Consider the following 23,621-nt stretch of genomic DNA (forward strand, 5'->3'; position numbering starts at 1 on the left):
AGACCCGTCAAGGACAACCATGTTCCTTGACCGGGGTTTGCGTCTCGTATTTGTCCAGGCCGTCCGGGCCCGAGCGCTTGTTCAGCACCGGGTTGGTTTCGGCCTGCCAGTCGGCCTGGTAACAGCCCTTCTGCGGCTCGCTCGGTGCTGGCGTCGCGTCGGCCTTCGGGGTACTCCCGCAGGCCGCCAGCGTACCGCTCAGCAACAACAGCGCTAACGACTTGACCATGTGAACACTCCTTTGCCTGGCCAAACGGGCGGCCTCAGGCCTTGGCCCGGCTTTCCAGGACTTCAACGGCAGGCAGCACCTTGCCCTCGACGAATTCGAGGAACGCGCCACCACCGGTGGAAATGTAGGAGATTTGCTCAGCCACGCCATATTTATCGATCGCCGCCAGGGTGTCGCCACCGCCGGCAATGGAGAATGCCGAGCTTTCGGCGATGGCCTGCGCGAGCACCTTGGTGCCGTTACCGAACTGATCGAACTCGAACACGCCGACCGGGCCGTTCCACAGAATGGTTTTCGACGATTTCAGCAACTCGGCGAAATTGGCGGCGGTTTGCGGACCGATGTCGAGAATCATGTCGTCAGCCGCAACGTCAGCAATCAGCTTGACGGTCGCTTCGGCGCTTTCGGCAAATTCCTTGGCAACCACGACATCAACCGGCAGCGGCACGCTGACTTTCGCCGCGATTTCACGGGCGGTGTCGAGCAGGTCCGGTTCGTACAGTGATTTGCCAACCGGGTGGCCGGCGGCCGCGAGGAAAGTGTTGGCGATGCCGCCGCCGACGATCAGTTGATCGCAGATCTGGCTCAGGCTGTTGAGCACGTCGAGTTTGGTCGAGACCTTGGAGCCGGCGACGATGGCCGCCATTGGCTTGGCCGGCGCGCCCAGGGCCTTGCCTAGCGCGTCCAGTTCAGCGGCCAGCAACGGGCCGGCAGCGGCGACTCTGGCGAACTTGGCTACACCATGGGTCGAACCTTCGGCACGGTGAGCAGTGCCGAAAGCGTCCATCACGAACACGTCGCACAGGGCCGCGTATTGCTGGGCCAGGTCGTCGGCGTTCTTTTTCTCGCCCTTGTTGAAGCGCACGTTTTCGAACAGCACGATGTCGCCAGCCTTGACCTCGACACCGCCGAGGTAGTCAGCCACCAGCGGCACTTCACGGCCCAGCGCTTTGCTCAGGTAGTCGGCGACAGGCTTCAGGCTGTTCTCGGCGGAGAATTCGCCTTCGGTAGGACGGCCCAGGTGCGAGCAGACCATCACTGCCGCGCCTTTTTCCAGGGCCAGCTTGATGGTCGGCAGCGAAGCCAGGATGCGCGCGTCGCTGGTGACAACACCGTCCTTGACGGGGACGTTGAGGTCTTCGCGGATCAATACGCGCTTACCTTGCAGATCGAGGTCGGACATCTTCAACACGGTCATGGGTCGCACTTCCTACGGTTTTTTTGAAGTTGCTGTTTGCAGATAGTGGTCTGCAACGTCCAGCATTCGGTTGGCAAAACCCCATTCGTTGTCGAACCAGGCAAGGATGTTCACCAGTTTGGGGCCGGAAACACGGGTCTGACTGGCATCGACGATGGCCGAATGTGGGTCATGGTTGAAATCACAGCTGGCGTGCGGCAACTCGGTGTAGGCCAGCAGGCCTTTGAGCGGGCCGCTGGTGGCGGCTTCGCGCAGGATCCGGTTGACCTCGTTGGCGTCAGTCGCGGTGGCGGTCTGCATCGTGATGTCGAGGCAGGACACGTTGACTGTCGGCACGCGCACGGCTTTGGCCTGAATTCGCCCGGCAAGTTCCGGCAGCAGACGCTCGATACCACGCGCCAGACCAGTGGACACCGGGATCACCGACTGGAACGCCGAACGCGTGCGGCGCAGGTCTTCGTGGTGATAGGCGTCGATCACCGGCTGATCGTTCATCGCCGAGTGAATCGTGGTGATCGACACGTAATCCAGACCAATCGCCTGATCGAGCAGGCGCAGCAGCGGCACGCCGCAGTTGGTGGTGCACGAGGCGTTGGACACCAGCAATTCGTCGCCGGTCAGGCAGTCCTGATTGACGCCGTAGACGATGGTGGCGTCGACATCCGCTTCGCTGGCCATCGGCTGCGAGAACAGCACGCGCGGCGCGCCGGCGTCGAGAAACCGCTGGCCATCGGCACGGGTGTGGTAAGCGCCGGAGCACTCAAGCACCAGATCGACGCCCAGCGACGCCCAATCGATGCCTTCGGGGGTGGCACTGCGCAAGACCTTCACGCAGTCGCCATTGATATGCAGACAATCGCCTTCAACCCGCACTTCGCCGGGAAAACGGCCGTGGGTGGAGTCGAAGCGTGTCAGGTATTCGATGCTGGCCATGTCGGCCAGATCGTTGATCGCGACAATTTCAAACCCGGCCTTCGCACCGCGCTCGAACAACGCCCGCAAGACGCAACGACCAATGCGGCCGTAGCCGTTGAGTGCAACTTTGTAGGGACGCGGTTGAGGCATGGGGTTCTCGATTACCGTGGTGAATCATGCAGTGCGATGGCGCCTGAGCGTACGCTTTCGCGAGCAGGCTCGCTCCCACAGGGAAATGCATTCCAATGTGGGAGCGAGCCTGCTCGCGAAGGCGTCAGCTCAGAGAACACCTTTTCTGGATCAGTCTTCCAGCAGCTCTTCAGCCTGACCGAGAATGTTTTCCAGGGTAAAACCGAACTCTTCGAACAGAGCCGAAGCCGGCGCCGACTCACCGTAGGTGGTCATGCCGATCACGCGGCCTTCCAGACCCACGTACTTGAACCAGAAGTCGGCGTGGGCCGCTTCGATGGCGATACGTGCGCTGACCTGCAACGGCAGAACCGACTGCTTGTACTCCGCATCCTGAGCATCGAACGCGCTGGTGCAAGGCATCGAGACCACGCGAACCTTGCGGCCCTGCTCGGTCAGTTTGTCGAAGGCTTGAACCGCCAGACCGACTTCCGAACCGGTGGCGATCAGGATCAGCTCAGGCTCGCCTGCGCAATCCTTGAGCACATAACCGCCACGGCTGATGTTGGCAATCTGGCCAGCGTCGCGTTCCTGATGTTGCAGGTTCTGCCGCGAGAAGATCAGCGCCGACGGGCCGTCCTTGCGCTCCAGAGCGTTTTTCCAGGCCACGGCTGATTCCACGGCATCGGCTGGGCGCCAGGTGTCGAGGTTCGGCGTGCTGCGCAGGCTGGTCAACTGCTCGATCGGCTGGTGCGTCGGGCCGTCTTCGCCCAGACCAATGGAGTCGTGGGTATAGACGTGGATCACGCGCTTCTTCATCAAAGCCGACATGCGTACGGCGTTGCGCGCGTATTCCATGAACATCAGGAAAGTCGCGCCGTAAGGCACGAGACCGCCGTGCAGGGCGACGCCGTTCATGATCGCGGTCATGCCGAACTCGCGCACGCCGTAGTACATGTAGTTGCCGCTGGCGTCTTCAGCGCTGACGCCTTTGCAGCCTTTCCACAGGGTCAGGTTGGAACCGGCGAGGTCAGCCGAACCGCCGAGCATTTCCGGCAGCAGCGGGCCGAACGCGTTGAGGGTGTTCTGGCTGGCTTTGCGGCTGGCGATGGTCTCGCCCTTGGCCGCGACTTCGGCGATGTAGGCCGAGGCTTTTTCCGAGAAGTCGGCCGGCAGCTCGCCGCTCAGACGACGGATCAGCTCGTTGGCTTCAGCCGGGAATGCCGCAGAGTAGGCGGCGAAACGCTGATCCCACTCGGCTTCCACCGCGCGGCCTGCTTCTTTGGCATCCCACTCGGCATAGATGTCGGCCGGGATTTCGAACGGGCCGTAGTTCCAGTTCAGCGCCTGACGGGTCAGGGCGATTTCCGCGTCACCCAGTGGGGCGCCGTGGCAATCTTCCTTGCCCTGCTTGTTCGGCGAACCGAAACCGATGGTGGTCTTGCAGCAGATCAGGGTCGGCTGGGCGCTTTTGCGTGCGGTTTCGATGGCGGTCTTGATCTCTTCCGGATCGTGACCGTCGACGTTGCGGATCACCTGCCAGTTGTAGGCTTCGAAGCGCTTCGGCGTGTCATCGGTGAACCAGCCTTCGACTTCGCCGTCGATGGAAATGCCGTTGTCATCATAGAAGGCAATCAGCTTGCCCAGGCCCAGCGTGCCGGCCAACGAGGCGACTTCGTGGGAAATGCCTTCCATCATGCAGCCATCACCGAGGAACACGTAGGTGTGGTGGTCAACGATGTTATGGCCGGGACGGTTGAACTGCGCCGCCATGACCTTTTCAGCCAGAGCGAAACCGACGGCGTTGGCCAGACCCTGACCCAGCGGGCCGGTGGTGGTTTCAACGCCCGGGGTGTAACCGAATTCCGGGTGGCCTGGAGTGCGGCTGTGCAGTTGACGGAACTGCTTGAGGTCGTCGATCGACAGGTCGTAACCGGTCAGGTGCAGCAGCGAGTAGATCAACATCGAGCCGTGGCCGTTGGACAGCACGAAGCGGTCACGGTCGGCGAACGACGGGTTGCTCGGGTTGTGCTTGAGGAAGTCGCGCCACAGCACTTCGGCAATATCTGCCATACCCATAGGGGCACCGGGATGGCCGCTGTTGGCTTTTTGCACGGCATCCATGCTGAGGGCACGAATGGCGTTGGCACGCTCACGACGGCTAGGCATCGCTGATCTCCTGGGTGTGAATAGACTGAAACGGAAAAAAGGAGGGCATTTTCCCTCACCCATGCGCCTCGGGGCAATGACAGATAGTCATCGGCAGGCGTTTTTCCAATCGATAGCACAGGTTTCGCCTGGTGAAACCTTTCCGCTATTCGTTTGTAGAGACTACCGTCCGCAGAGAAGTGCCATTTATCGAGCAATATCAAAACTTTTTGATATTGGCCTTGCGGTGCCTTGCCCCCGTCTCTAGACTGCCAGCCCTATGAACTTACGCGTGCCTTCCATTCGCCATGACGATTGCGACGAGCTGGCGGCCCTGTGCAAGGCCGGCGGCGATCCGTTGCGGCTGAATGTCTTGCGCGCGCTGGCCAACGATTCGTTCGGCGTGCTGGAGCTGGCACTGATTTTCGGCATCGGCCAGTCGGGCATGAGCCATCACCTCAAGGTGCTGGCGCAAGCCGATCTGGTGGCGACACGCCGTGAAGGCAACGCGATTTTCTATCGTCGCGCCCTGCCCCACAGCGAATTGCTCGGCGGCAAGCTGCACGCGGCATTGCTGGAAGAAGTCGACAACCTGGATCTGCCACACGAAGTGCAAGCGCGCATCGAGCAGGTCCACGGACAGCGTGCCGCCGCCAGTCAGGACTTTTTCGCCCGGGTCGCGGAAAAATTCCGTGCCCAGCAAGACTTGATCGCAGGCCTGCCGCAGTACCGTGACAGCGTGCTGGCCCTGCTCGACAAACTGAACTTCAATGGTGCAGCCACGGCCATTGAAGTCGGCCCCGGCGATGGTGCTTTTCTGCCGGAACTGGCCCGTCGCTTCGGCACCGTAACCGCGCTGGACAACAGCCCGGCGATGCTCGAACTGGCGCGTCAGGTGTGTGAACGTGAACAGCTGGCTAACGTCAGCCTGCAATTGGCCGATGCATTGAACGGCACAAGCCTTACGGCCGATTGCGTGGTGTTGAACATGGTGCTGCACCATTTCGCCGCCCCGGCCGATGCGCTCAGGCACATGGCCGATCTGCTGCAACCGGGCGGTAGCCTGCTCGTGACAGAGTTATGTAGCCACAACCAGAGTTGGGCCAGGGAGGCCTGCGGTGATCTCTGGTTGGGGTTTGAACAGGACGATCTGGCCCGTTGGGCCACCGCTGCGGGACTCGTTCCCGGGGAAAGCCTCTATGTAGGCTTACGTAATGGTTTCCAGATCCAGGTTCGCCACTTTCAGCGACCGGCTGGCGACACTCACCATCGGTAAATTCAGGAAAACATCGAGATGAGCGAATACTCCCTCTTCACCTCCGAGTCCGTGTCTGAAGGACATCCGGACAAAATCGCCGACCAGATTTCCGATGCGGTGCTGGACGCCATTATTGCCCAGGACAAACACGCTCGCGTGGCCGTGGAAACCCTGGTCAAGACCGGCGTGGCCATCGTTGCCGGTGAAGTGACCACCAGCGCCTGGGTCGACCTGGAGCAGATCGTTCGTGACGTGATTTGCGACATCGGCTACACCAGCTCCGAAGTCGGCTTCGACGGCGCCACCTGCGGCGTGATGAACATCATCGGCAAGCAGTCCCCTGACATCAACCAGGGTGTCGACCGCGCCAAGCCTGAAGATCAGGGTGCCGGCGACCAGGGCCTGATGTTCGGCTACGCCAGCAACGAAACCGACGTTTTGATGCCAGCGCCGATCACGTTCTCGCACCAGCTTGTACAAAGGCAAGCCGAAGCACGCAAGTCGGGCCTGCTGCCTTGGCTGCGTCCGGACGCCAAGTCGCAAGTGACCTGCCGTTACGAAGGCGGCAAGGTTGTCGGCATCGACGCTGTGGTTCTGTCGACCCAGCACAACCCGGAAGTTTCCTACAAAGACCTGCGCGAAGGCGTGATGGAGCTGATCGTCAAGCACGTACTGCCTGCCGAACTGCTGAGCAAGGACACCCAGTTCCACATCAACCCGACCGGCCAGTTCATCATTGGCGGCCCGGTAGGTGACTGCGGTCTGACCGGTCGCAAGATCATCGTCGACAGCTACGGCGGCATGGCCCGTCACGGCGGCGGCGCGTTCTCCGGCAAGGATCCATCGAAGGTTGACCGTTCGGCTGCCTACGCTGGCCGTTACGTGGCCAAGAACATCGTTGCGGCCGGCCTGGCCGAGCGTTGCGAGATTCAGGTTTCCTACGCGATCGGTGTGGCCCAGCCTACCTCGATCTCGCTGAACACCTTCGGCACCGGCAAGATCAGCGATGACAAGATCATCAAACTGGTGCGTGAAGTGTTCGACCTGCGTCCATACGCGATCACCACCATGCTCGACCTGCTGCACCCGATGTACCAGGAAACCGCAGCCTACGGCCACTTCGGCCGTGCTCCGCAGTCCAAGACCGTTGGCGAAGACAGCTTCACCACGTTCACCTGGGAAAAAACCGACCGCGCCGACGCCCTGCGTTCCGCCGCTGGCCTGTAAAACCCTGGCTGCATAAAAGCCCCGCACGGTTCGCGCCGTGCGGGGCTTTTTCATGCCTGACAGATTTTTGAGATCCCTGTGGGAGCGAGCCTGCTCGCGAAGGCGCCCGCCCATGCAACGTCAATTCAGAATCCGGAAACACCTCGAAAAACACCCCCGGTAACGCATTTCGAATCCTCACCTACCCTTCAAATATTACCTCCGAGCAAGGACGCTCAACGATGCTCTTCACACTGCGCCTGTTGCTGGCCTTCCTGCTGGCACTCATCACCCTCGTCAGCCAAGCCAACTGCCCCAACTGGCCCTTACCCCAGGCACAACGCGAAATCACCATCCTGCAAAACCAGATCGACCAATGGGACGACGCCTATCACCGCGAAGGTCGCTCGCTGATCACCGACGAACTCTATGACCAGTCCCGGCTGCGGCTGAAAGAATGGCGAGCCTGCTTCAACCAACCGTCATCACCGCAGCCGTTGCGCACCGCGTCCGGCACGATCACCCATCCCATCGCCCACACCGGTCTGGACAAATTGCACAAAGCAGAAGACGTCGCCGACTGGCTGCGCGATCGCCAGGACGTTTGGGTACAGCCCAAGGTCGACGGCGTGGCTGTCACGCTGATCTACCGCCAGGGAATATTGCAGCAGGCCATCAGTCGCGGTGACGGGGTCAACGGCCAGGACTGGAGCGTCTCGGCGCGCAGGATCGCAGCCGTTCCGCAACGTTTGAGGCAGCCACGGGATCTGCTGGTACAGGGCGAACTCTATTGGCGCCTCAATGCGCATGTTCAATCACAGTCCGGCAGCTTCAATGCCCGCGCCACCGTGGCCGGGCTGATGGGCCGCAAATCCCTTGATGCTGAACAGGCTGCCGGAATCGGGCTGTTCGTTTGGGACTGGCCACAAGGTCCGATCGATTTTTCCGAACGCCTGGCAGAACTCCAGGCATTAGGGTTCGCTGCCACTGAGCCCTATACGCAGCCCATCACCCATTTCGAAGACGCGCAAAAATGGCGCGAGCATTGGTATCGCTCGCCCCTGCCCTTTGCCAGCGACGGCGTGGTGCTGCGTCAGAGCCAACGGCCACCCGCCGAGCGCTGGCAGGCCAAGGCACCTTATTGGGCGATTGCCTGGAAATACCCTTTCGCCCAGGCATTGGCCGAAGTGCGTAAGGTCAATTTCAAGATCGGCCGCACCGGGCGGATCACGCCGGTGCTGGAACTGCTGCCGGTCAGACTCGATGACCGCGAAATCAAGCGGGTCAGTGTCAGCTCGCTCAAGCGCTGGCAAACCCTCGACATCCGCCCCGGCGATCAGGTGGCAATCAGTCTGGCCGGGCTGACCATCCCACGCCTGGACAGTGTCGTGCTGCGCACCAGCGAACGGGCAGACATCAGCGTCCCCAATGCCGCCGACTACCACACCCTGAGCTGCTGGCAACCGACACCCGGCTGTGAAAGCCAGTTTCTTGCGCGTCTGACCTGGCTCAGTGGCAAGCGGGGTCTGGCGATGCAACATGTCGGACGCGGCACCTGGGAGAAACTTTTGGAAACAGGCCGTCTGAAACACCTGCTGGATTGGCTGACCCTCGATGCGTCAGAGCTTGCTAACATTGCCGGCCTCGGCGAGCGCAGCAGCGCACGTCTGATCCATAGTTTTCACGGCGCGCGGCAACAGCCGTTCGCTCAATGGTTGAAAGCGCTGGGCATGCCGCCGACCGGACAGGCGCAACTGGACGACTCATGGCAGGCCCTGGCACAACGTGACACTGAACAATGGCAGGCAGAAGCCGGCATCGGCCCGGGACGCGCGGCGCAACTGAGCGCATTCTTTCGCGACCCGCAGGTAGTGGCTATGAGTGAAACTTTGAAAGCCGCCGGAATCGACGGCTTCTGAACCTGCAATCCCCGCCCGGCGGGAACCCAACGGCCGGCCAGACGCTCCAACAGCGCAGTGCCCTCCCACCCCGATTGCCTTTGCACATGGAGCTTTTATGAAATTTCTCGCACCGCTCGCCCTGCTTACTCTTTGCGGCGTCATGGCCGCCCCGGTCATGGCCGAGGAAGACGGCCCGGGCCTGACCGGTTGCGCTGCCAAGAAGCAGGGCATCATCAATCAGATCGAGCAGGCCAAATCCCGCGGCAACATGGAGCAGCAGGCCGGTCTGGAAACCGCACTGCGTGAAGTGAACGAACACTGCACCGACGCCGGGCTGAAAAAAGAACGTGAGAACAAGGTGCTTGAGGCCAAGCACGAAGTCAGTCAGCGTCAGGCGGATCTCGACAAGGCCATGAAGAAGGGCGATCCGGAGAAGATCAACAAGCGCAAGGAGAAGCTCGCCGAGTCGCGCAAGGAACTGCAGGAAGCGCTGGACGAGATCGACAAGTAAGACTTTGGTTTCGTGGCGAATGGCAAAGCGCTTTCGCGAACAGGCTCGCTCCCACATGAACCACTTTGTCAACTGTGGAAGCGAGCGTGCTCGCGTAGGTGTCAGCTCAAGCAATACAAATCAATGATCGCGAAACTCTTTATGGCAGGCACTGCAGGCGTCCTCGACTTTCTGCACTGCCGGCCCGAGATTGCTGGCCTTGTACGGCTGAACCTGACTGGCGACCACCAATTCACCGGTAGCCGCCTCAAGAGCGCGGGCCAGCTCCTGAAAACGCGCCTGTTTCTGCCAGACATCATCTTTGGCGCTGGTGTGATCTTCTTCGCGCACCTGCGGGAAATGCTTCCACGGCTCATGGGACAAAGCATCGAGCCTGACCGCGCCCTCGGCAAATTTCGGTCCGTCGAACGCAATGCGCCCACGCAACATGCCGCCGAGATCTTCGCTGGTCTTGAGCATCTGCTTGAAGATGGCCTTGCGTTGACCCAACGGCGAATTCGGATCGACACCGCCACAGGCGGACAAGGTCAGACAGGCCAGCAATACAACAGCAATTCGTTTCAGAGTCATGGTCGCTTCAGGTCGCGGAAATCGGCGGCCAGTATCCTCGGCTCATGGCCAAACACCAATAGCCCTATTAAAAATACGGGTTGTTCGAGCGCATGGAGCACTCGGCCAACCGGCACAGGAATCACTCCATGAACAGCCGCTTCACGGCCTGGCGTCACCCGCTTCTCGTCACCCTGCCAATCCTGGCCGTCCTGGCCGGCTGCACCGGCGGTGACAATGCCGAACCGAAAACCCATGCGCTGGCCACGTATTCCAGCGCGACCTGGGAAGCGTTGCCCGCGGTCTCCGACAACGATCTGGTTGCCGGTTTCGGTTCCTGGCGCAGCGCCTGCACACGACTCAAAGCCGACGCGGTCTGGGGCCCGACCTGCGCTGCGGCGGCGAATGTGCCGCAAAGCGCCGCCGAGATTCGCGCGTTCCTCAAGCAGAACCTCGATGTCTATGGCCTGCGCGCCGAGAACGACAACCCCAACGGCCTGATCACGGGCTACTACGAACCGGTCTACCCCGGCAGCCTGACACCCACCGCGACGGCAAATGTGCCGGTGTACGGCGTGCCCGAGGACATGATCATCGTCTCGCTCGACAGCATCTACCCGGAATTGAAAGGCAAGCGCCTGCGCGGGCGCCTCGAAGGACGCGTGCTCAAGCCTTACGACGACGCAGCGACCATTGAATCCAAAGGCGTGAAAGCGCCGGTAGTGGCTTATCTGACTGATCCGATGAACCTGCAATTTCTGCAGATTCAGGGCTCGGGCCGGATTCAGACCGAGGACGGCAAACAGTTACGCATCGCCTACGCTGATCAGAACGGCCACCCGTACCGGCCGATCGGTCGCTGGCTCGTCGAACAAGGTGAGCTGAAGAAGGAAGAGGTAACCATGAGCGCGATCAGCAACTGGGCCAAGGCTAACCCGACGCGCATTCCGGAACTGCTCGCCAGCAACCCGAGCTACGTGTTCTTCACCCGCAACCCGGACAGCAACGAAGGCCCGCGCGGCTCGCTGAACGTGCCGCTGACCGCCGGTTACAGCGCGGCGGTGGATCGCAAGGTGATTCCGCTGGGCAGTCTGTTATGGCTGTCGACCACCAAACCTGATGGCACCCCACTGGTGCGCCCGGTTGCGGCGCAGGATACCGGCGGCGCGATTGCCGGTGAGGTGCGCGCGGATCTGTTCTGGGGCACCGGCGATGCGGCCGGGCAACTGGCCGGGGACATGAAACAGCAGGGGCAGATCTGGATGCTCTGGCCTAAAGGGGCGGCGTTGCCGCAGGTCCCGCAGGTGGCGGATACACCGAAGCAAAAGTCTTAGGTTCTTCGCCGTCTGATCCATTGCTTTCGCGAGCAGGCTCGCTCCCACATCTGGAATGCATTTCCATGTGGGAGCGAGCCTGCTCGCGAAGAGGCCGGCAGCAACAGCTGATAATCAGATCGACACAAAGAAAAACGAAGCAATCAGCCCCATCCCGATAAACCACACCACCGAACGCAGTGCAGCCCAGTCGGCCAGATAGCAAATGATGTACAGCAGGCGACTGGTGATAAACAGCACCGCCAGCACATTGACCGTCACCAGCTCCGCAGTGCCGACCAGATGCGCAACGATCACTGCGGCAGCAAACGCCGGTGTGACTTCAAAGCTGTTCAATTGCGCGGCGTGGGCGCGACGGGCGACGCCATCGACGCTGTCGAGAAAATCCCGTGGATCGTAATTGTCCTTCAAGCGGAAACCGCCGGTGGCCTTCGCCACGATCGTGCACACGTACGGCAGGAAAATCGCGATCAACACACACCACAGAGCCACTGTCATAACGTCGTCCTTTTTCGATTCGAATAATTGGCGAGCGGTCAGAACTTCATCATCAGCATGCCGATCAGCACCTGCCCACAGGCTAAGAGCCGCAGCCGGCCGAAAGGTTCTTTCAGGCGCATGTTTCACGGCAGCGTTTACGGTGAATGTGCGATTGCAGAACCGACTGGTCAGAATTGATTCGCCATGTGTCAGCAGCTGTTTATACTGCAACCCACCACGCCGTACTCAGCTGCACACCAAAAAATTCCAATAAAAGCTGCCTGCTCCGCTTTCATCGAAAACGGTCGCTGGCACGCGTATGCCTGATCAAAGCGTCAAGACGACCGACAGAGACCTTGCGCATGCCCCTCGCTTTGCTTGCACTCGCCGTTGCCGCTTTCGGCATCGGTACCACCGAATTCGTCATCATGGGCCTGCTGCCCGATGTCGCCCGCGATCTGGCCGTGAGCATTCCCCACGCTGGCCTGCTGATCACCGGTTACGCCCTGGGCGTGGTGTTTGGCGCACCGATCCTGGCGATCGGGACCGCCAACATGCCGCGCAAAGCGACATTGCTGGGCATGACGCTGATGTTCATTCTCGGCAACGTGCTCTGCGCGCTCGCGCCGAACTACGCGACGCTGATGGCCGCGCGGGTGGTCACGGCGCTGTGTCACGGTGCCTTTTTCGGCATCGGCTCGGTGGTCGCCGCCGGGCTGGTCGCGCCGAACAAGCGCGCGCAAGCCATCGCAATGATGTTTACCGGCCTGACCCTGGCCAACGTCCTCGGCGTACCCTTGGGCACAGCGCTGGGCCAATACGCTGGCTGGCGCTCGACCTTCTGGGCGGTGTCGGTGATCGGCATTGTCGCCGCGCTGGCGCAGTGGTTGTGGTTGCCGAAACACATCGCGATGGACAAGGCCAACCTCGCCAGCGAATTCAAAGTACTGGGCAAGGCCAACGTGCTGCTGGCGCTGGGCATGAGCGTGCTGGCCTCGACCAGCCTGTTCAGCGTGTTCACCTATATCGCGCCGATTCTGCAAGACATCACTGGCGTCAGCCCCCACGGCGTGACGGTGATGCTGCTGTTGTTTGGGGTCGGCCTGACGGCGGGCAGCATGCTCGGCGGGCGTCTGGCCGATAGCCGCTTGTTGCCGTCACTCGTCGGCGTGGCGCTGGCAGTTGTGGTGATTCTCGCGGCGTTCAGCCAGACCAGCCGTTCAGTTATTCCAGCGGCGATCACCCTGGTGCTGTGGGGGATTTTCGCTTTTGCGCTGTGCCCGATTCTGCAGCTGTTGATCATCGATCAGGCGCACGAAGCGCCGAATCTCGGTTCGACGCTGAACCAGAGCGCATTCAATCTGGGCAACGCGGCAGGCGCCTGGATAGGCGGACTCGTGGTCGCCAGCGGCGCGGATCTGGCGGACTTGCCATGGACCGGGGCGCTGGTTGGCGTGCTGACGGTGCTGACGGCGCTGCTGTTCATTTACCTGCAACGTCGGCGGGCGGTTGCGGTCAATGTGTCTGGCTGATGCTGGTGTGTCAGACGTGGCCCTCACCCTAGCCTCTCCCCGTGGGAGAGGGGACTGATCGGGGGACGCTCGACACCCACGCCGACTTGCTCGGCCCTCTCCCTCGGGAGAGGGTTGGGGTGAGGGGGCTGTTGAGTGGGACGCGCAATCCGAATGTGCCCTCAGCCACCCCCACCCCATCAAACCCCTGCGTCCAACCTCCGGTCGCGCTCCATTCACCCCTCATCCAAAGGACCCCGGATGCTTGAACTCGTCGCCGCTTTCATCTGCCTTACCACTCTCCTGACTTTCGTCAATTTCCGCTTCATCGGCCTGCCGCCGACCATCGGCGTGATGGTTACCGCCCTGCTGTTCTCACTGCTCCTGCAAGGCCTCAGCGTGCTCGGCTTTCCCGGCCTCGAAGACCGCGTGCAGCAACTGATCGGCCAGATCGATTTCGGCGATCTGCTGATGAACTGGATGCTCTCGTTCCTGCTGTTCGCCGGCGCTCTGCACGTCAACTTGAATGACTTGCGCAGCTACCGCTGGCCGATCGGCCTGCTGGCCACCTTCGGCGTACTGATTGCCACCGTAGTGATCGGCAGTCTGGCCTTCTACATTTTTGCCCTGTTCGGCTGGCACGTGAGTTTCCTCTACTGCCTGTTGTTCGGCGCGCTGATCTCACCGACCGACCCGATTGCGGTGCTCGGCGTGCTGCGTACCGCCAACGCGTCGAAACCACTGAAAACTACCATCGTCGGCGAATCACTGTTCAACGACGGCACGGCGGTCGTGGTCTTCACCGTGCTGCTGGGCATCGCGCAACTGGGCGAAACCCCGACCGTCAGCGCCACGGCCATGCTCTTCGTTCACGAAGCGATTGGCGGTGTGTTGTTCGGTGGGCTGATCGGTTATCTGGTCTATCGGATGATCAAAAGCGTCGAGCAGCATCAGATCACCGTGATGCTGACCCTGGCCCTGGTGATCGGCGGCTCGGCGATGTCCACCGAGTTGCACGTCTCGGCACCGATCGCGATGGTGGTCGCCGGTCTGATCATCGGCAACCTCGGGCGCAATCTGGCAATGAACGACATGACCCGCCGCTACCTCGACGGTTTCTGGGAGTTGCTCGATGACATGCTCAACGCGCTGCTGTTTGCGCTGATCGGCATGGAGCTGTTGCTGCTGCCGTTCAACTGGCTGCACATGGCCGCCGCAGGCCTGCTGGCGGTGGCGATCCTGCTGTCGCGCCTGCTCACCGTGGCGCCGGCGATCCTCTTGCTGCGTCGCTGGCGCTCGGTACCGGCCGGTACCATCCGCATCCTGACCTGGGGCGGTTTGCGCGGCGGCGTCTCGGTGGCACTGGCCCTGGCCCTGCCGTTGGGCCCGGAGCGCGACCTGCTGCTGAGCATCACCTACATCGTCGTGCTGTCGTCGATCCTGCTGCAGGGCCTGACCATCGGCAAACTGGTCAAGCACGCAACGCGCAATGAGCCGGCCAGCGTGGCTGAGCCAGCCCACCACTGATCATTTTTTGATCGATTGCGGATCAGGCTCGACAGCCTGATCCGCAGGCTCCTTCGGCGCACCGCTCTCGCTGCGAATCTGCGCATGGCTGATCAGCGCGAAGATGAAACTGCCGCCAATGATGTTCCCCGCCAGCGTCGGCCCGGCGAACACCGCCCAGAAATCACTCCACGGCAGCTCACCGGCAAAGACCAGATACGACACTTCCGCCGACCCGACCACGATGTGAGTGAAGTCACCCAGCGCCATGAAGTAAGTGATGAGGATGATGATCCACATCTTTGCGCTCTCCATGGACGGAATCATCCAGACCATGGTGGCGATCATCCAGCCGGAGACGATGCCCTTGGCGAACATCTGACTGGCACTGTGTTCCATGACCTTGCGGCCGATTTCGAGGAAAGCGACATCGGTCTTGCTGTCAAAGATCGGCAGTTCCAGCATCACGTAGGCGACCAGAATCGTCCCGCAGAGGTTGCCGACCAATACCACTGTCCACAGACGGATCAGTCGCAGGAAATTCTTCAGCGTCGGCTTGGTCATCACCGGCAGCACGGCGGTCAGGGTGTTTTCGGTGAACAGTTGCTGGCGCGCGAGGATCACCGCGAGGAAACCGGCGCAGTAGCCGAAACTGGCGATCACCTTGAATTCGTCGCCATCGGGCAGGCGCGAATTGAGCAATCCCATGCCCATCAGCGACAGGCCCATGGTCAACCCTGCCGCCAGCGCCGACCACCACAGCGCGGCAATGCTGCGCTCCAGTTCCTGATCGCCCTGGGTGCGGATGATTTCATGCAGAACGGCCGCGCGCGGCGGCTGGCTCTTCTCGACTTCGTGCTGCTCCTTGGCCGAGAGGTCGGGGGTCTTTTCGCTGGTGGGGGTGGTCATGGCGTGGCAACCGGTGGGGGGGATGTAGCTACGACCGTTGCGCTTCATGGCTGTTCAGTGGCCAGGCGAATCTTCGCTGAATGGGCTACCGCTTTCGCGAGCAGGCTCGCTCCCACAAGGATCACGCTGTACCTGTGGGAGCGAGCCTGCTCGCGAAGAATGCGCCGCCGAGGTTATTGAACGGCTTCGTCATCCTTGAACTGGTCTTTCACATATTTGATCTCGGTCCGCCCGTGCGGCGCCGGCAGGCCGTCTTCGCCGAGGTTGACGAACACCATCTTCTCGACGGTCAGGATGCTCTTGCGGGTGATCTTGTTGCGCACTTCGCAGGTCAGGGTGATCGAGGTGCGGCCGAATTCGGTGGCGGTGATGCCCAGTTCGATGATGTCGCCCTGGCGCGAGGCGCTGACGAAGTTGATTTCCGAGATGTACTTGGTCACGACGCGCTGGTTGCCCAATTGCACGATGGCGTAGATTGCCGCTTCTTCATCGATCCAGCGCAGCAGGCTGCCGCCGAACAGGGTGCCGTTGGGGTTGAGGTCTTCGGGTTTAACCCATTTGCGGGTGTGGAAATTCATGGGGGGGCTCCTGGATCGAGGCGATTGGGCGTTAGGGGTATTGGCCCCCAGCTTCAAGTTTTAAGCTACAAGCTGCAAGTAAAAGCCGATCAGCTTGTCGCTTGCAGCTTGCAACTTGCAGCTCAAAGACAGCTATAATCGCCACCGTTTCAAAACGGTAATGATCGCTTGTTACCGTTTTCCCGCCACCTGTCCGAGGGGCGCTGCAGCAGGTTCGACCTGTCAGGCTCGGATGGGGCGTTGACCGGCCTGCGCCGGACACTAAACGCACAACGGCGCCCATTCGCATATATTACGAATGGAGGCTCTTCATGAGCGCTGTCAACACGCCTGCAGATTTTACCGATTACAAAGTTGCCGACATGTCCCTGGCTGCCTGGGGCCGTCGCGAAACCATCATCGCCGAATCGGAAATGCCTGCCCTGATGGGTCTGCGCCGCAAATACGCTTCCGAGCAGCCGCTCAAGGGCGCGAAAATCCTCGGCTGCATCCACATGACCATTCAGACCGCCGTGCTGATCGAAACCCTGGTTGCCCTGGGTGCCGAAGTTCGCTGGTCGTCCTGCAACATTTTCTCCACTCAGGATCAGGCCGCTGCCGCTATCGCTGCCGCCGGTATCCCGGTGTTCGCTTGGAAAGGCGAAACTGAAGAAGAGTACGAGTGGTGCCTGGAGCAGACCATCCTCAAGGATGGCCAGCCATGGGACGCCAACATGATCCTCGACGACGGCGGCGACCTGACCGAGCTGCTGCACAAGAAATACCCGCAAGTGCTCGATCGCGTTCACGGCGTGACCGAAGAAACCACCACTGGCGTACACCGTCTGCTGGACATGCTGGCCAAGGGCGAGCTGAAGATCCCTGCGATCAACGTCAACGACTCGGTGACCAAGTCCAAGAACGACAACAAGTACGGCTGCCGTCACAGCCTGAACGATGCGATCAAGCGCGGCACCGACCACCTGCTGTCCGGCAAGCAAGCGCTGGTCATCGGTTACGGTGACGTGGGCAAGGGCTCGGCTCAGTCGCTGCGTCAGGAAGGCATGATCGTTAAAGTCTCCGAAGTCGACCCGATCTGCGCCATGCAAGCCTGCATGGATGGCTTCGAACTGGTGTCGCCGTTCATCGACGGTATCAACGACGGTTCCGAAGCGAGCATCGACAAAGCGCTGCTGGGCAAGATCGACCTGATCGTGACCACCACCGGTAACGTCAATGTTTGCGACGCGAACATGCTCAAAGCCCTGAAGAAGCGCGCCGTGGTCTGCAACATCGGTCACTTCGACAACGAAATCGACACCGCTTTCATGCGCAAGAACTGGGCATGGGAAGAAGTGAAGCCACAGGTGCACAAGGTTCACCGCACCGGCGCTGGCAGCTTCGATCCACAGAACGACGACTACCTGATCCTGCTGGCCGAAGGCCGTCTGGTGAACCTGGGCAACGCCACCGGTCACCCGAGCCGCATCATGGACGGTTCGTTCGCCAACCAGGTTCTGGCACAGATCTTCCTGTTCGGCCAGAAATACGCCGACCTGTCGCCAGCACAGAAAGCCGAGCGTCTGACCGTTGAAGTGCTGCCAAAAAAACTCGACGAAGAAGTGGCCCTGGAAATGGTTCGCGGCTTCGGCGGCGTGGTCACCCAACTGACCAAGCAACAGGCTGACTACATCGGCGTGACCGTCGAAGGCCCGTTCAAGCCGCACGCCTACCGCTACTAACAGGCGCTTGCTCGCTCTCCCTGTGGGAGCGAGCCTGCTCGCGAAGGCGTATTAACATTCAACATTCGTGTTGTCTGACCCTGCGCTTTCGCGAGCAGGCTCGCTCCCACACGGGACTGCAGCGCCTCGAAGGTTCTTGTTTCCAAGGGTATGACCATGTCCCAAGACCGTCGCTACAGCTTCGAGTTTTTCCCGACCAAGACCGATGCCGGGCAAGAAAAGCTGCTCGCCACTGCCCGTCAGTTGGCCACCTACAACCCTGATTTCTTTTCCTGCACCTACGGCGCTGGCGGTTCGACCCGTGATCGCACGCTCAACACCGTGTTGCAGCTGGAAAGCGAAGTCAAAGTACCGGCCGCACCGCACCTGTCGTGCGTCGGTGACAGCAAGGACGACCTGCGCGGCCTGCTGAACGAATACAAGGCTGCCGGCATCAAGCGCATCGTTGCCCTGCGCGGTGACCTGCCGTCCGGCATGGGCATGACCAGCGGTGAGCTGCGTCACGCCAATGAGCTGGTGGAATTCATTCGTGAAGAAACCGCTGATCATTTCCACATCGAAGTTGCCGCTTACCCGGAGATGCATCCGCAAGCGCGCAACTACGAAGACGATCTCGCCAACTTCGTGCGCAAGGCAAAGGCTGGTGCCGACAGCGCGATCACCCAGTACTTCTTCAACGCCGACAGCTACTTCTACTTCGTCGACCGTTTGCAGGCGCTGGGCGTGGATCTGCCGATCGTGCCGGGGATCATGCCGATCACCAACTACAGCAAACTCGCGCGTTTCTCCGATGCCTGCGGTGCGGAAATCCCGCGCTGGATCCGCAAGCAACTGGAAGCCTACGGCGATGACACGCGAAGCATTCAAAGCTTTGGCGAACAAGTCGTCAGCGAGATGTGCGAACGCCTGCTGCAGGGCGGCGCACCGGGGCTGCATTTTTATTCCATGAACCAGGCCGAACCTAGCCTGGCCATCTGGAACAACCTGAAATTGCCGCGTTAAGCGTCAAATCAAAGTCAAAAGATCGCAGCCTTCGGCAGCGCCTGCATATTTCCCTGTAGGCGCTGCCGAAGGCTGCGATCTTTTGCTTTTAAGCCCGCGAAACAGAGCTTGTGCAGGCACTTTCTGGCTCTTTGGCGTTTCTCGTCGTAATCTCCAGCCATGCCTTTGATCACGCAGTTATTCACCGTGCTGGTTTTTGCTTGCCTGAGCTTCGCCGCTCGGGGCGAGAAGTTGCGTATTGTCACCGAGCCCTGGGCGCCGTACGTGTACGAACAGGGCGGGCAGAATCTCGGGCTGGACTACGAAACCACCGCCATCGTGTTCAAGCGTCTGGGCATTGAAGTCGAATGGCAGTTCCTGCCGTGGAAGCGCTGCCTGTCGATGCTCGAAACCGGTCAGGCCGACGGTGCGCTGGACATCTTTCACAGCGCCGAGCGCGACGCCACCCTGCTCTATCCCAGCGAACCGCTGTCCGACGTCGAATTCGTGATGTTCTACGCCAACGACCGGCCGCACCCTTTCAGCACCCTCGAACAACTCAAAGGCCTGACCATCGGCACCTCGCCGGGCTATCTGTATAGCCCTGACTTCAGCCAGTCGGAGCTGTTTACCCGGGAGCCGGCACCGACCCATGAAGCCAACTTCGGCAAACTGGTACGCGGGCGTATCGATCTGCTGATTACCGATCGCCGCGTCGGCCAGCATTTGCTCGATGAGCTGAATATTCGCGATCTGATCACTGAAAACCCGACAGTTATCAGTCGTCAAAGCCAGTTTCTGGCGGTTCGGCGCAATGCCGGTATGGATTTGCTCGTGCAGCGCTTCGGTGCCGAGCTCAAGCGTTTCAAGCGCGAGCCGGCCTACGCCGAGCTCAGCGCGCGCTATGGCGCTGCGCCCGTCGACAATGCCTCACTGCGCTCAGCCACGGCCAGCGGCAAAACCGTTGAGCAGCAGGAAAGCAGCGCGCAGTGATTGCTCTGTTATACTCCGGCGTTCCCGCCAGGCTCACGCCCGGACGCCCGGAACCGTAACAGGCCTCACGACCCGCTACAGCGCAGCTTTCAGCCCGCGCGAGCGCTCCTGACGTGCCTTCGGAACCGCCGCTGGACCGGACGGGATTGCGTCCTCTTAAACGTGATTCGCGCCAGGCAAGACTCCCATTGGGCCAAGCCCTAACTAAAACAGGATTACTCATGTCCTTTGCTTCCCTCGGTCTCTCCGAGGCTTTAGTCCGTGCCATCGAAGATGCGGGCTATACCGAGCCTACTCCGGTGCAACAGCGGGCCATTCCCGCCGTGTTGCAAGGTCGCGACCTGATGGTGGCGGCTCAGACAGGTACCGGTAAAACCGGCGGCTTCGCCCTCCCGATTCTGGAGCGGTTGTTCCCCAACGGTCACCCGGACAAATCCCAGCGTCACGGCCCGCGCCAACCGCGCGTGCTAGTCCTGACCCCGACCCGCGAACTCGCGGCCCAGGTGCACGAGAGCTTCAAGATCTACGCCCGTGACCTGAAATTCGTCAGCGCCTGCATCTTCGGCGGCGTCGGCATGAACCCGCAGGTCCAGGCCATGTCCCGTGGCGTCGACGTCCTCGTCGCCTGCCCGGGTCGCTTGCTCGACCTCGCCGGCCAGGGCAGCGTCGATCTGTCCCACGTGGAAATTCTCGTTCTCGACGAAGCCGACCGCATGCTCGACATGGGTTTTGTGCACGATGTGAAGAAAGTCCTCGCACGTCTGCCGGCCAAGCGTCAGAACCTGCTGTTCTCGGCGACTTTCTCGAAAGACATCACCGACCTCGCCGGCAAGCTGCTGCACAACCCGGAACGCATCGAAGTGACGCCGCCGAACACCACGGTCGAGCGCATCGAACAACGCGTGTTCCGCCTGCCCGCCAGCCACAAGCGTGCGCTACTGGCCCACCTGATCACCGCCGGCGCATGGGAACAGGTGCTGGTCTTCACCCGCACCAAGCACGGCGCCAACCGCCTCGCTGAATACCTGGACAAACACGGCCTGCCGGCAGTGGCGATCCACGGTAACAAGAGCCAGAACGCCCGCACCAAAGCCCTGGCCGACTTCAAGGCCGGCGAAGTACGCATTCTCGTGGCCACCGACATCGCCGCCCGTGGTCTGGACATCGATCAGTTGCCGCATGTGGTCAACTTCGAGCTGCCAAACGTCGATGAAGACTACGTGCACCGTATCGGCCGTACCGGCCGCGCCGGTCGTTCGGGCGAGGCGATCTCGCTGGTCGCGCCGGACGAAGAGAAGCTGCTGAAAAGCATCGAGCGCATGACCAGGCAGAAGATTGCCGACGGCGATCTGATGGGCTTCGACTCCAGCACCATCGAAGCCGAGAAGCCGGAAGCCCGCGAGCGTCCGGACATCCGCAACCCGCGCAATTCCCGTGGTCCACGTGGCGATGGCCCGAATGGCGGCGGCGGTGGCGGCGGTCGCAAGGACAAAGGCAAAGACAAGGGCAAGGAAAAGCCGGCCGGTGAGCGTGGCGAGCGCCCTGCCCGTCAGCAGAAACCGCGCGAAGGCACCCCGAGCCGCGACCAGCGCCCGAGCCAGCCACCGCGTGCAGCGGCTGATCGTGCTCCGGACGAATTCCTCGACGACGATATCGATAACTTCGGTAACCGCGTCGATTACGTGCCCAAAGCCGCTCCTGCCGGTGGCCGTGGCCGTCGTCCGGGCGCACCTGCGCAAGGCGCAGGCACTGGCGCACCACGCGGTGGTCAGCCTCAAGGTCGCCAGAACGGTCCGCGCAACAGCAACGGCTCGAGCACAGGCACGCCACCGGCCAAACGCAGCGGCCCGCGCAATGGCGCTCCGCGTGACGGTCAGGGTCGTCGTGACGAATCCGCGCCACGCAACCGCCGCCCGGCCCGTGACGATCAGCCACGCAGCGAACCGGCCGTGCAGAACCCGCGCAGCAACGGCCCGAAGATCATGCACAAGGAATCGAAAGCCGACCGCTTCCCGACGCCTGAGCAGCTCGATCAACTGCCAAGCCGCCCGCGTGGTGAGAAACCAGCCTTGCTGACCCGTAATCGCTGAGTTTCAAGCCGCAATGAAAATGCCCCGACTCGATAGAGCCGGGGCATTTTTTTGAGCGCTGCAAATCTCTTTGTGTAGGAGCTGCCGAAGGCTGCGATCTTTTGATGTTGATTTTAAAGACCAAGATCAAAAGATCGCAGCCTTCGGCAGCTCCTACAGGGGATCTGTGTTGTGGCAAAAAAAACGCCCCCGGCCTTTCGACCGGGGGCGTTTTCATGTGGCGGCGAAATTTATTTCGCTTTCACACCTTCAAACGAAACATACAGCTCGACCGCATCGGACTTCGGACCGAGGTCTTTCTGCTTGCCGAAATCGGAACGCTTGATGGTGGTGGTGCCTTCGAAGCCGGCACGGTAGCCGCCCCATGGATCCTTGCCTTCACCCAGGAAGGTGGCCTTGACGACAACTGGCTTGGTCACGCCCAGCAGGGTCAGGTCGCCGGTCACGTCAGCGGTGTTGGCGCCAGTAGACTTGACGCTGGTGGAAACGAAGGTGGCCTTGCCGAACTTGCTGGCGTTGAGGAAGTCAGCGCTGGCGATGTGCTTGTCGCGCTCGGCGTGGTTGGTGAACACGCTGGCAGTGTTGACGTTGAACTCGATCTTGCTGTCTTCAGGCTTGGCAGCGTCGAAGCTGAACTTGCCGTCGATGTCCTTGAAGGTACCGGTGATGTAGCTGTAGCCCAGGTGACTGATCTTGAAGTCGACGAAGGCGTGCTGGCCTTCCTTGTCTACTACGTAGTCAGCAGCCATTACGTTGGCGGACAGCACGGCAGAACCGATTGCCAGAGCGGCCAGAGTCTTTTTCAACATGCTTTCTTTTCCTTTGAGTCGAGGTTGAATTTCAGGCTTTGCGACCGAGCATTCGGGTAAGGGTCGCATCACGATCGATAAAGTGGTGCTTCAATGCTGCCAACGCATGGAGACCGGAAAAAATTACCAGTGCCCACGCCAGCCACAGATGAATCACCCCAGCGGTATCTGCCTGATCCGGTAGTCCGGAAAGCAGAGCAGGAACTTCAAACAGGCCAAACACCGGGATCCCGACACCGTCTGCGGTGGAAATCAGGTAACCGGCAATCATCACAGCGAACAGCGCCAGATACAGAAACCCGTGGCCGAACCTGGCGCCGATACGGGTCATCCGGCTGTAGCTTTGCAGCGTAGGCGGCGGTGGGCTGATGAAACGCCACAGCACCCGCAACACCATCACACCCAGCAGCACCAGGCCGATGCTCTTGTGCAGATCCGGCGCGTCTTTGCGCCAGGTGCTGTAGTAATCCAGCCCGACCATCCACAGACCCAGCGCAAACAGTCCGAAGACCACCAGCGCCACGCCCCAGTGCATGAAGATGCTGACCCAACCATAGCGCGAAGAAGAGTTACGTAGCTGCATTGCCCAAATCCTGTGAGAACTGCGAACCAAGACTAGCGAGTTATCTATCGAATTAAAGCGGAAAATTTTGCTTTGAAATATC

The 23,621-nt window shown here is 60.9% G+C and carries 21 protein-coding genes and 1 riboswitch; of the genes, 11 read left to right on the top strand and 10 right to left on the bottom strand.

The annotated features are described in order from the left end of the window. Positions 1-7: 7 nt before the first annotated feature. The 4 genes from AB4N53_RS17705 to tkt all read right to left on the bottom strand — a co-directional run bounded on the left by AB4N53_RS17705 (position 8) and on the right by tkt (position 4,640). Positions 8-229, bottom strand: coding sequence for a hypothetical protein (locus AB4N53_RS17705; RefSeq protein ID WP_042606606.1), 222 nt, complete (start codon positions 227-229; stop codon positions 8-10). 34 nt (positions 230-263) lie between these two features. Further along, positions 264-1,427: a phosphoglycerate kinase gene (locus AB4N53_RS17710; RefSeq protein ID WP_460122012.1), complete on the bottom strand. Its 1,164-nt coding sequence runs from the start codon at positions 1,425-1,427 to the stop codon at positions 264-266. A 12-nt stretch (positions 1,428-1,439) separates the two neighbouring features. Further along, on the bottom strand, positions 1,440-2,492 hold the full coding sequence (gene epd / locus AB4N53_RS17715) for an erythrose-4-phosphate dehydrogenase (RefSeq protein WP_042606605.1): 1,053 nt from the start codon (positions 2,490-2,492) through the stop codon (positions 1,440-1,442). A gap of 150 nt (positions 2,493-2,642) precedes the next feature. After that, the gene (tkt, locus tag AB4N53_RS17720; RefSeq protein WP_460122015.1) at positions 2,643-4,640 is read right to left on the bottom strand and encodes a transketolase; all 1,998 of its coding nucleotides are present in this window, start codon (positions 4,638-4,640) and stop codon (positions 2,643-2,645) included. A 259-nt stretch (positions 4,641-4,899) separates the two neighbouring features. Between tkt and AB4N53_RS17725 the strand changes: the two genes are divergently transcribed. The 4 genes from AB4N53_RS17725 (at position 4,900) to AB4N53_RS17740 (ending at position 9,495) form a co-directional block, all read left to right on the top strand. Then, positions 4,900-5,895: an ArsR/SmtB family transcription factor gene (locus AB4N53_RS17725; protein WP_460122017.1), complete on the top strand. Its 996-nt coding sequence runs from the start codon at positions 4,900-4,902 to the stop codon at positions 5,893-5,895. 18 nt (positions 5,896-5,913) lie between these two features. Further along, positions 5,914-7,104 (top strand): methionine adenosyltransferase, encoded by a 1,191-nt coding sequence (metK, locus tag AB4N53_RS17730; RefSeq protein WP_083353741.1) that lies wholly within the window; start codon positions 5,914-5,916, stop codon positions 7,102-7,104. Between the two features lie 221 nt (positions 7,105-7,325). Then, positions 7,326-9,002 (top strand): NAD-dependent DNA ligase LigB, encoded by a 1,677-nt coding sequence (gene ligB, locus AB4N53_RS17735; protein ID WP_460122019.1) that lies wholly within the window; start codon positions 7,326-7,328, stop codon positions 9,000-9,002. Between the two features lie 97 nt (positions 9,003-9,099). Next, positions 9,100-9,495 carry a DUF1090 domain-containing protein gene (locus tag AB4N53_RS17740; protein ID WP_016772779.1) on the top strand — a complete coding sequence of 132 codons (396 nt, stop codon included), beginning with the start codon at positions 9,100-9,102 and terminating at the stop codon, positions 9,493-9,495. 120 nt (positions 9,496-9,615) lie between these two features. Here AB4N53_RS17740 and AB4N53_RS17745 read toward each other — a convergent pair whose 3' ends face one another. Continuing rightward, entirely contained in the window at positions 9,616-10,065 is a 450-nt protein-coding gene (locus AB4N53_RS17745) for a c-type cytochrome (RefSeq protein ID WP_460122021.1), read from the bottom strand. A gap of 128 nt (positions 10,066-10,193) precedes the next feature. On the opposite strand from AB4N53_RS17745, the gene mltA reads away from it, so the two are divergent. Then, positions 10,194-11,378, top strand: coding sequence for a murein transglycosylase A (gene mltA, locus AB4N53_RS17750; protein WP_460122023.1), 1,185 nt, complete (start codon positions 10,194-10,196; stop codon positions 11,376-11,378). A gap of 114 nt (positions 11,379-11,492) precedes the next feature. On the opposite strand, the gene AB4N53_RS17755 is transcribed toward mltA, so the two are convergent. Next, on the bottom strand, positions 11,493-11,876 hold the full coding sequence (locus tag AB4N53_RS17755; protein WP_024014628.1) for an MAPEG family protein: 384 nt from the start codon (positions 11,874-11,876) through the stop codon (positions 11,493-11,495). Between the two features lie 344 nt (positions 11,877-12,220). Between AB4N53_RS17755 and AB4N53_RS17760 the strand changes: the two genes are divergently transcribed. Next, entirely contained in the window at positions 12,221-13,390 is a 1,170-nt protein-coding gene (locus tag AB4N53_RS17760; RefSeq protein WP_460122025.1) for an MFS transporter, read from the top strand. A gap of 240 nt (positions 13,391-13,630) precedes the next feature. Next, positions 13,631-14,896: a cation:proton antiporter gene (locus AB4N53_RS17765; protein WP_024014630.1), complete on the top strand. Its 1,266-nt coding sequence runs from the start codon at positions 13,631-13,633 to the stop codon at positions 14,894-14,896. On the opposite strand, the gene AB4N53_RS17770 is transcribed toward AB4N53_RS17765, so the two are convergent. Both AB4N53_RS17770 and AB4N53_RS17775 read right to left on the bottom strand, forming a co-directional pair. Then, positions 14,897-15,784, bottom strand: a complete 888-nt coding sequence (locus AB4N53_RS17770) for a formate/nitrite transporter family protein (RefSeq protein ID WP_460122027.1) — start codon at positions 15,782-15,784, stop codon at positions 14,897-14,899. A 173-nt stretch (positions 15,785-15,957) separates the two neighbouring features. Beyond that, a complete protein-coding gene (locus tag AB4N53_RS17775; protein ID WP_016772772.1) occupies positions 15,958-16,362 on the bottom strand; it encodes an acyl-CoA thioesterase in 405 nt (134 codons plus the stop codon). A gap of 189 nt (positions 16,363-16,551) precedes the next feature. After that, positions 16,552-16,650: riboswitch (S-adenosyl-L-homocysteine riboswitch) on the top strand. A gap of 23 nt (positions 16,651-16,673) precedes the next feature. Here AB4N53_RS17775 and ahcY point away from each other — a divergent pair. The 4 genes from ahcY to AB4N53_RS17795 all read left to right on the top strand — a co-directional run bounded on the left by ahcY (position 16,674) and on the right by AB4N53_RS17795 (position 22,147). Continuing rightward, on the top strand, positions 16,674-18,083 hold the full coding sequence (ahcY, locus tag AB4N53_RS17780) for an adenosylhomocysteinase (protein ID WP_039757587.1): 1,410 nt from the start codon (positions 16,674-16,676) through the stop codon (positions 18,081-18,083). Positions 18,084-18,239: 156 nt separating this feature from the next. Then, on the top strand, positions 18,240-19,085 hold the full coding sequence (gene metF, locus AB4N53_RS17785) for a methylenetetrahydrofolate reductase [NAD(P)H] (protein WP_056786871.1): 846 nt from the start codon (positions 18,240-18,242) through the stop codon (positions 19,083-19,085). A 159-nt stretch (positions 19,086-19,244) separates the two neighbouring features. After that, entirely contained in the window at positions 19,245-20,057 is an 813-nt protein-coding gene (locus AB4N53_RS17790; protein ID WP_460122030.1) for a substrate-binding periplasmic protein, read from the top strand. Positions 20,058-20,278: 221 nt separating this feature from the next. Then, the gene (locus AB4N53_RS17795) at positions 20,279-22,147 is read left to right on the top strand and encodes a DEAD/DEAH box helicase (protein ID WP_460122032.1); all 1,869 of its coding nucleotides are present in this window, start codon (positions 20,279-20,281) and stop codon (positions 22,145-22,147) included. 230 nt (positions 22,148-22,377) lie between these two features. Here AB4N53_RS17795 and AB4N53_RS17800 read toward each other — a convergent pair whose 3' ends face one another. Both AB4N53_RS17800 and AB4N53_RS17805 read right to left on the bottom strand, forming a co-directional pair. Beyond that, on the bottom strand, positions 22,378-22,956 hold the full coding sequence (locus AB4N53_RS17800; RefSeq protein ID WP_039757580.1) for a YceI family protein: 579 nt from the start codon (positions 22,954-22,956) through the stop codon (positions 22,378-22,380). Between the two features lie 31 nt (positions 22,957-22,987). Further along, the gene (locus AB4N53_RS17805; RefSeq protein ID WP_400499720.1) at positions 22,988-23,539 is read right to left on the bottom strand and encodes a cytochrome b; all 552 of its coding nucleotides are present in this window, start codon (positions 23,537-23,539) and stop codon (positions 22,988-22,990) included. Positions 23,540-23,621: the final 82 nt, after the last annotated feature.

The organism is Pseudomonas sp. H3_E04 (assembly GCF_054668915.1).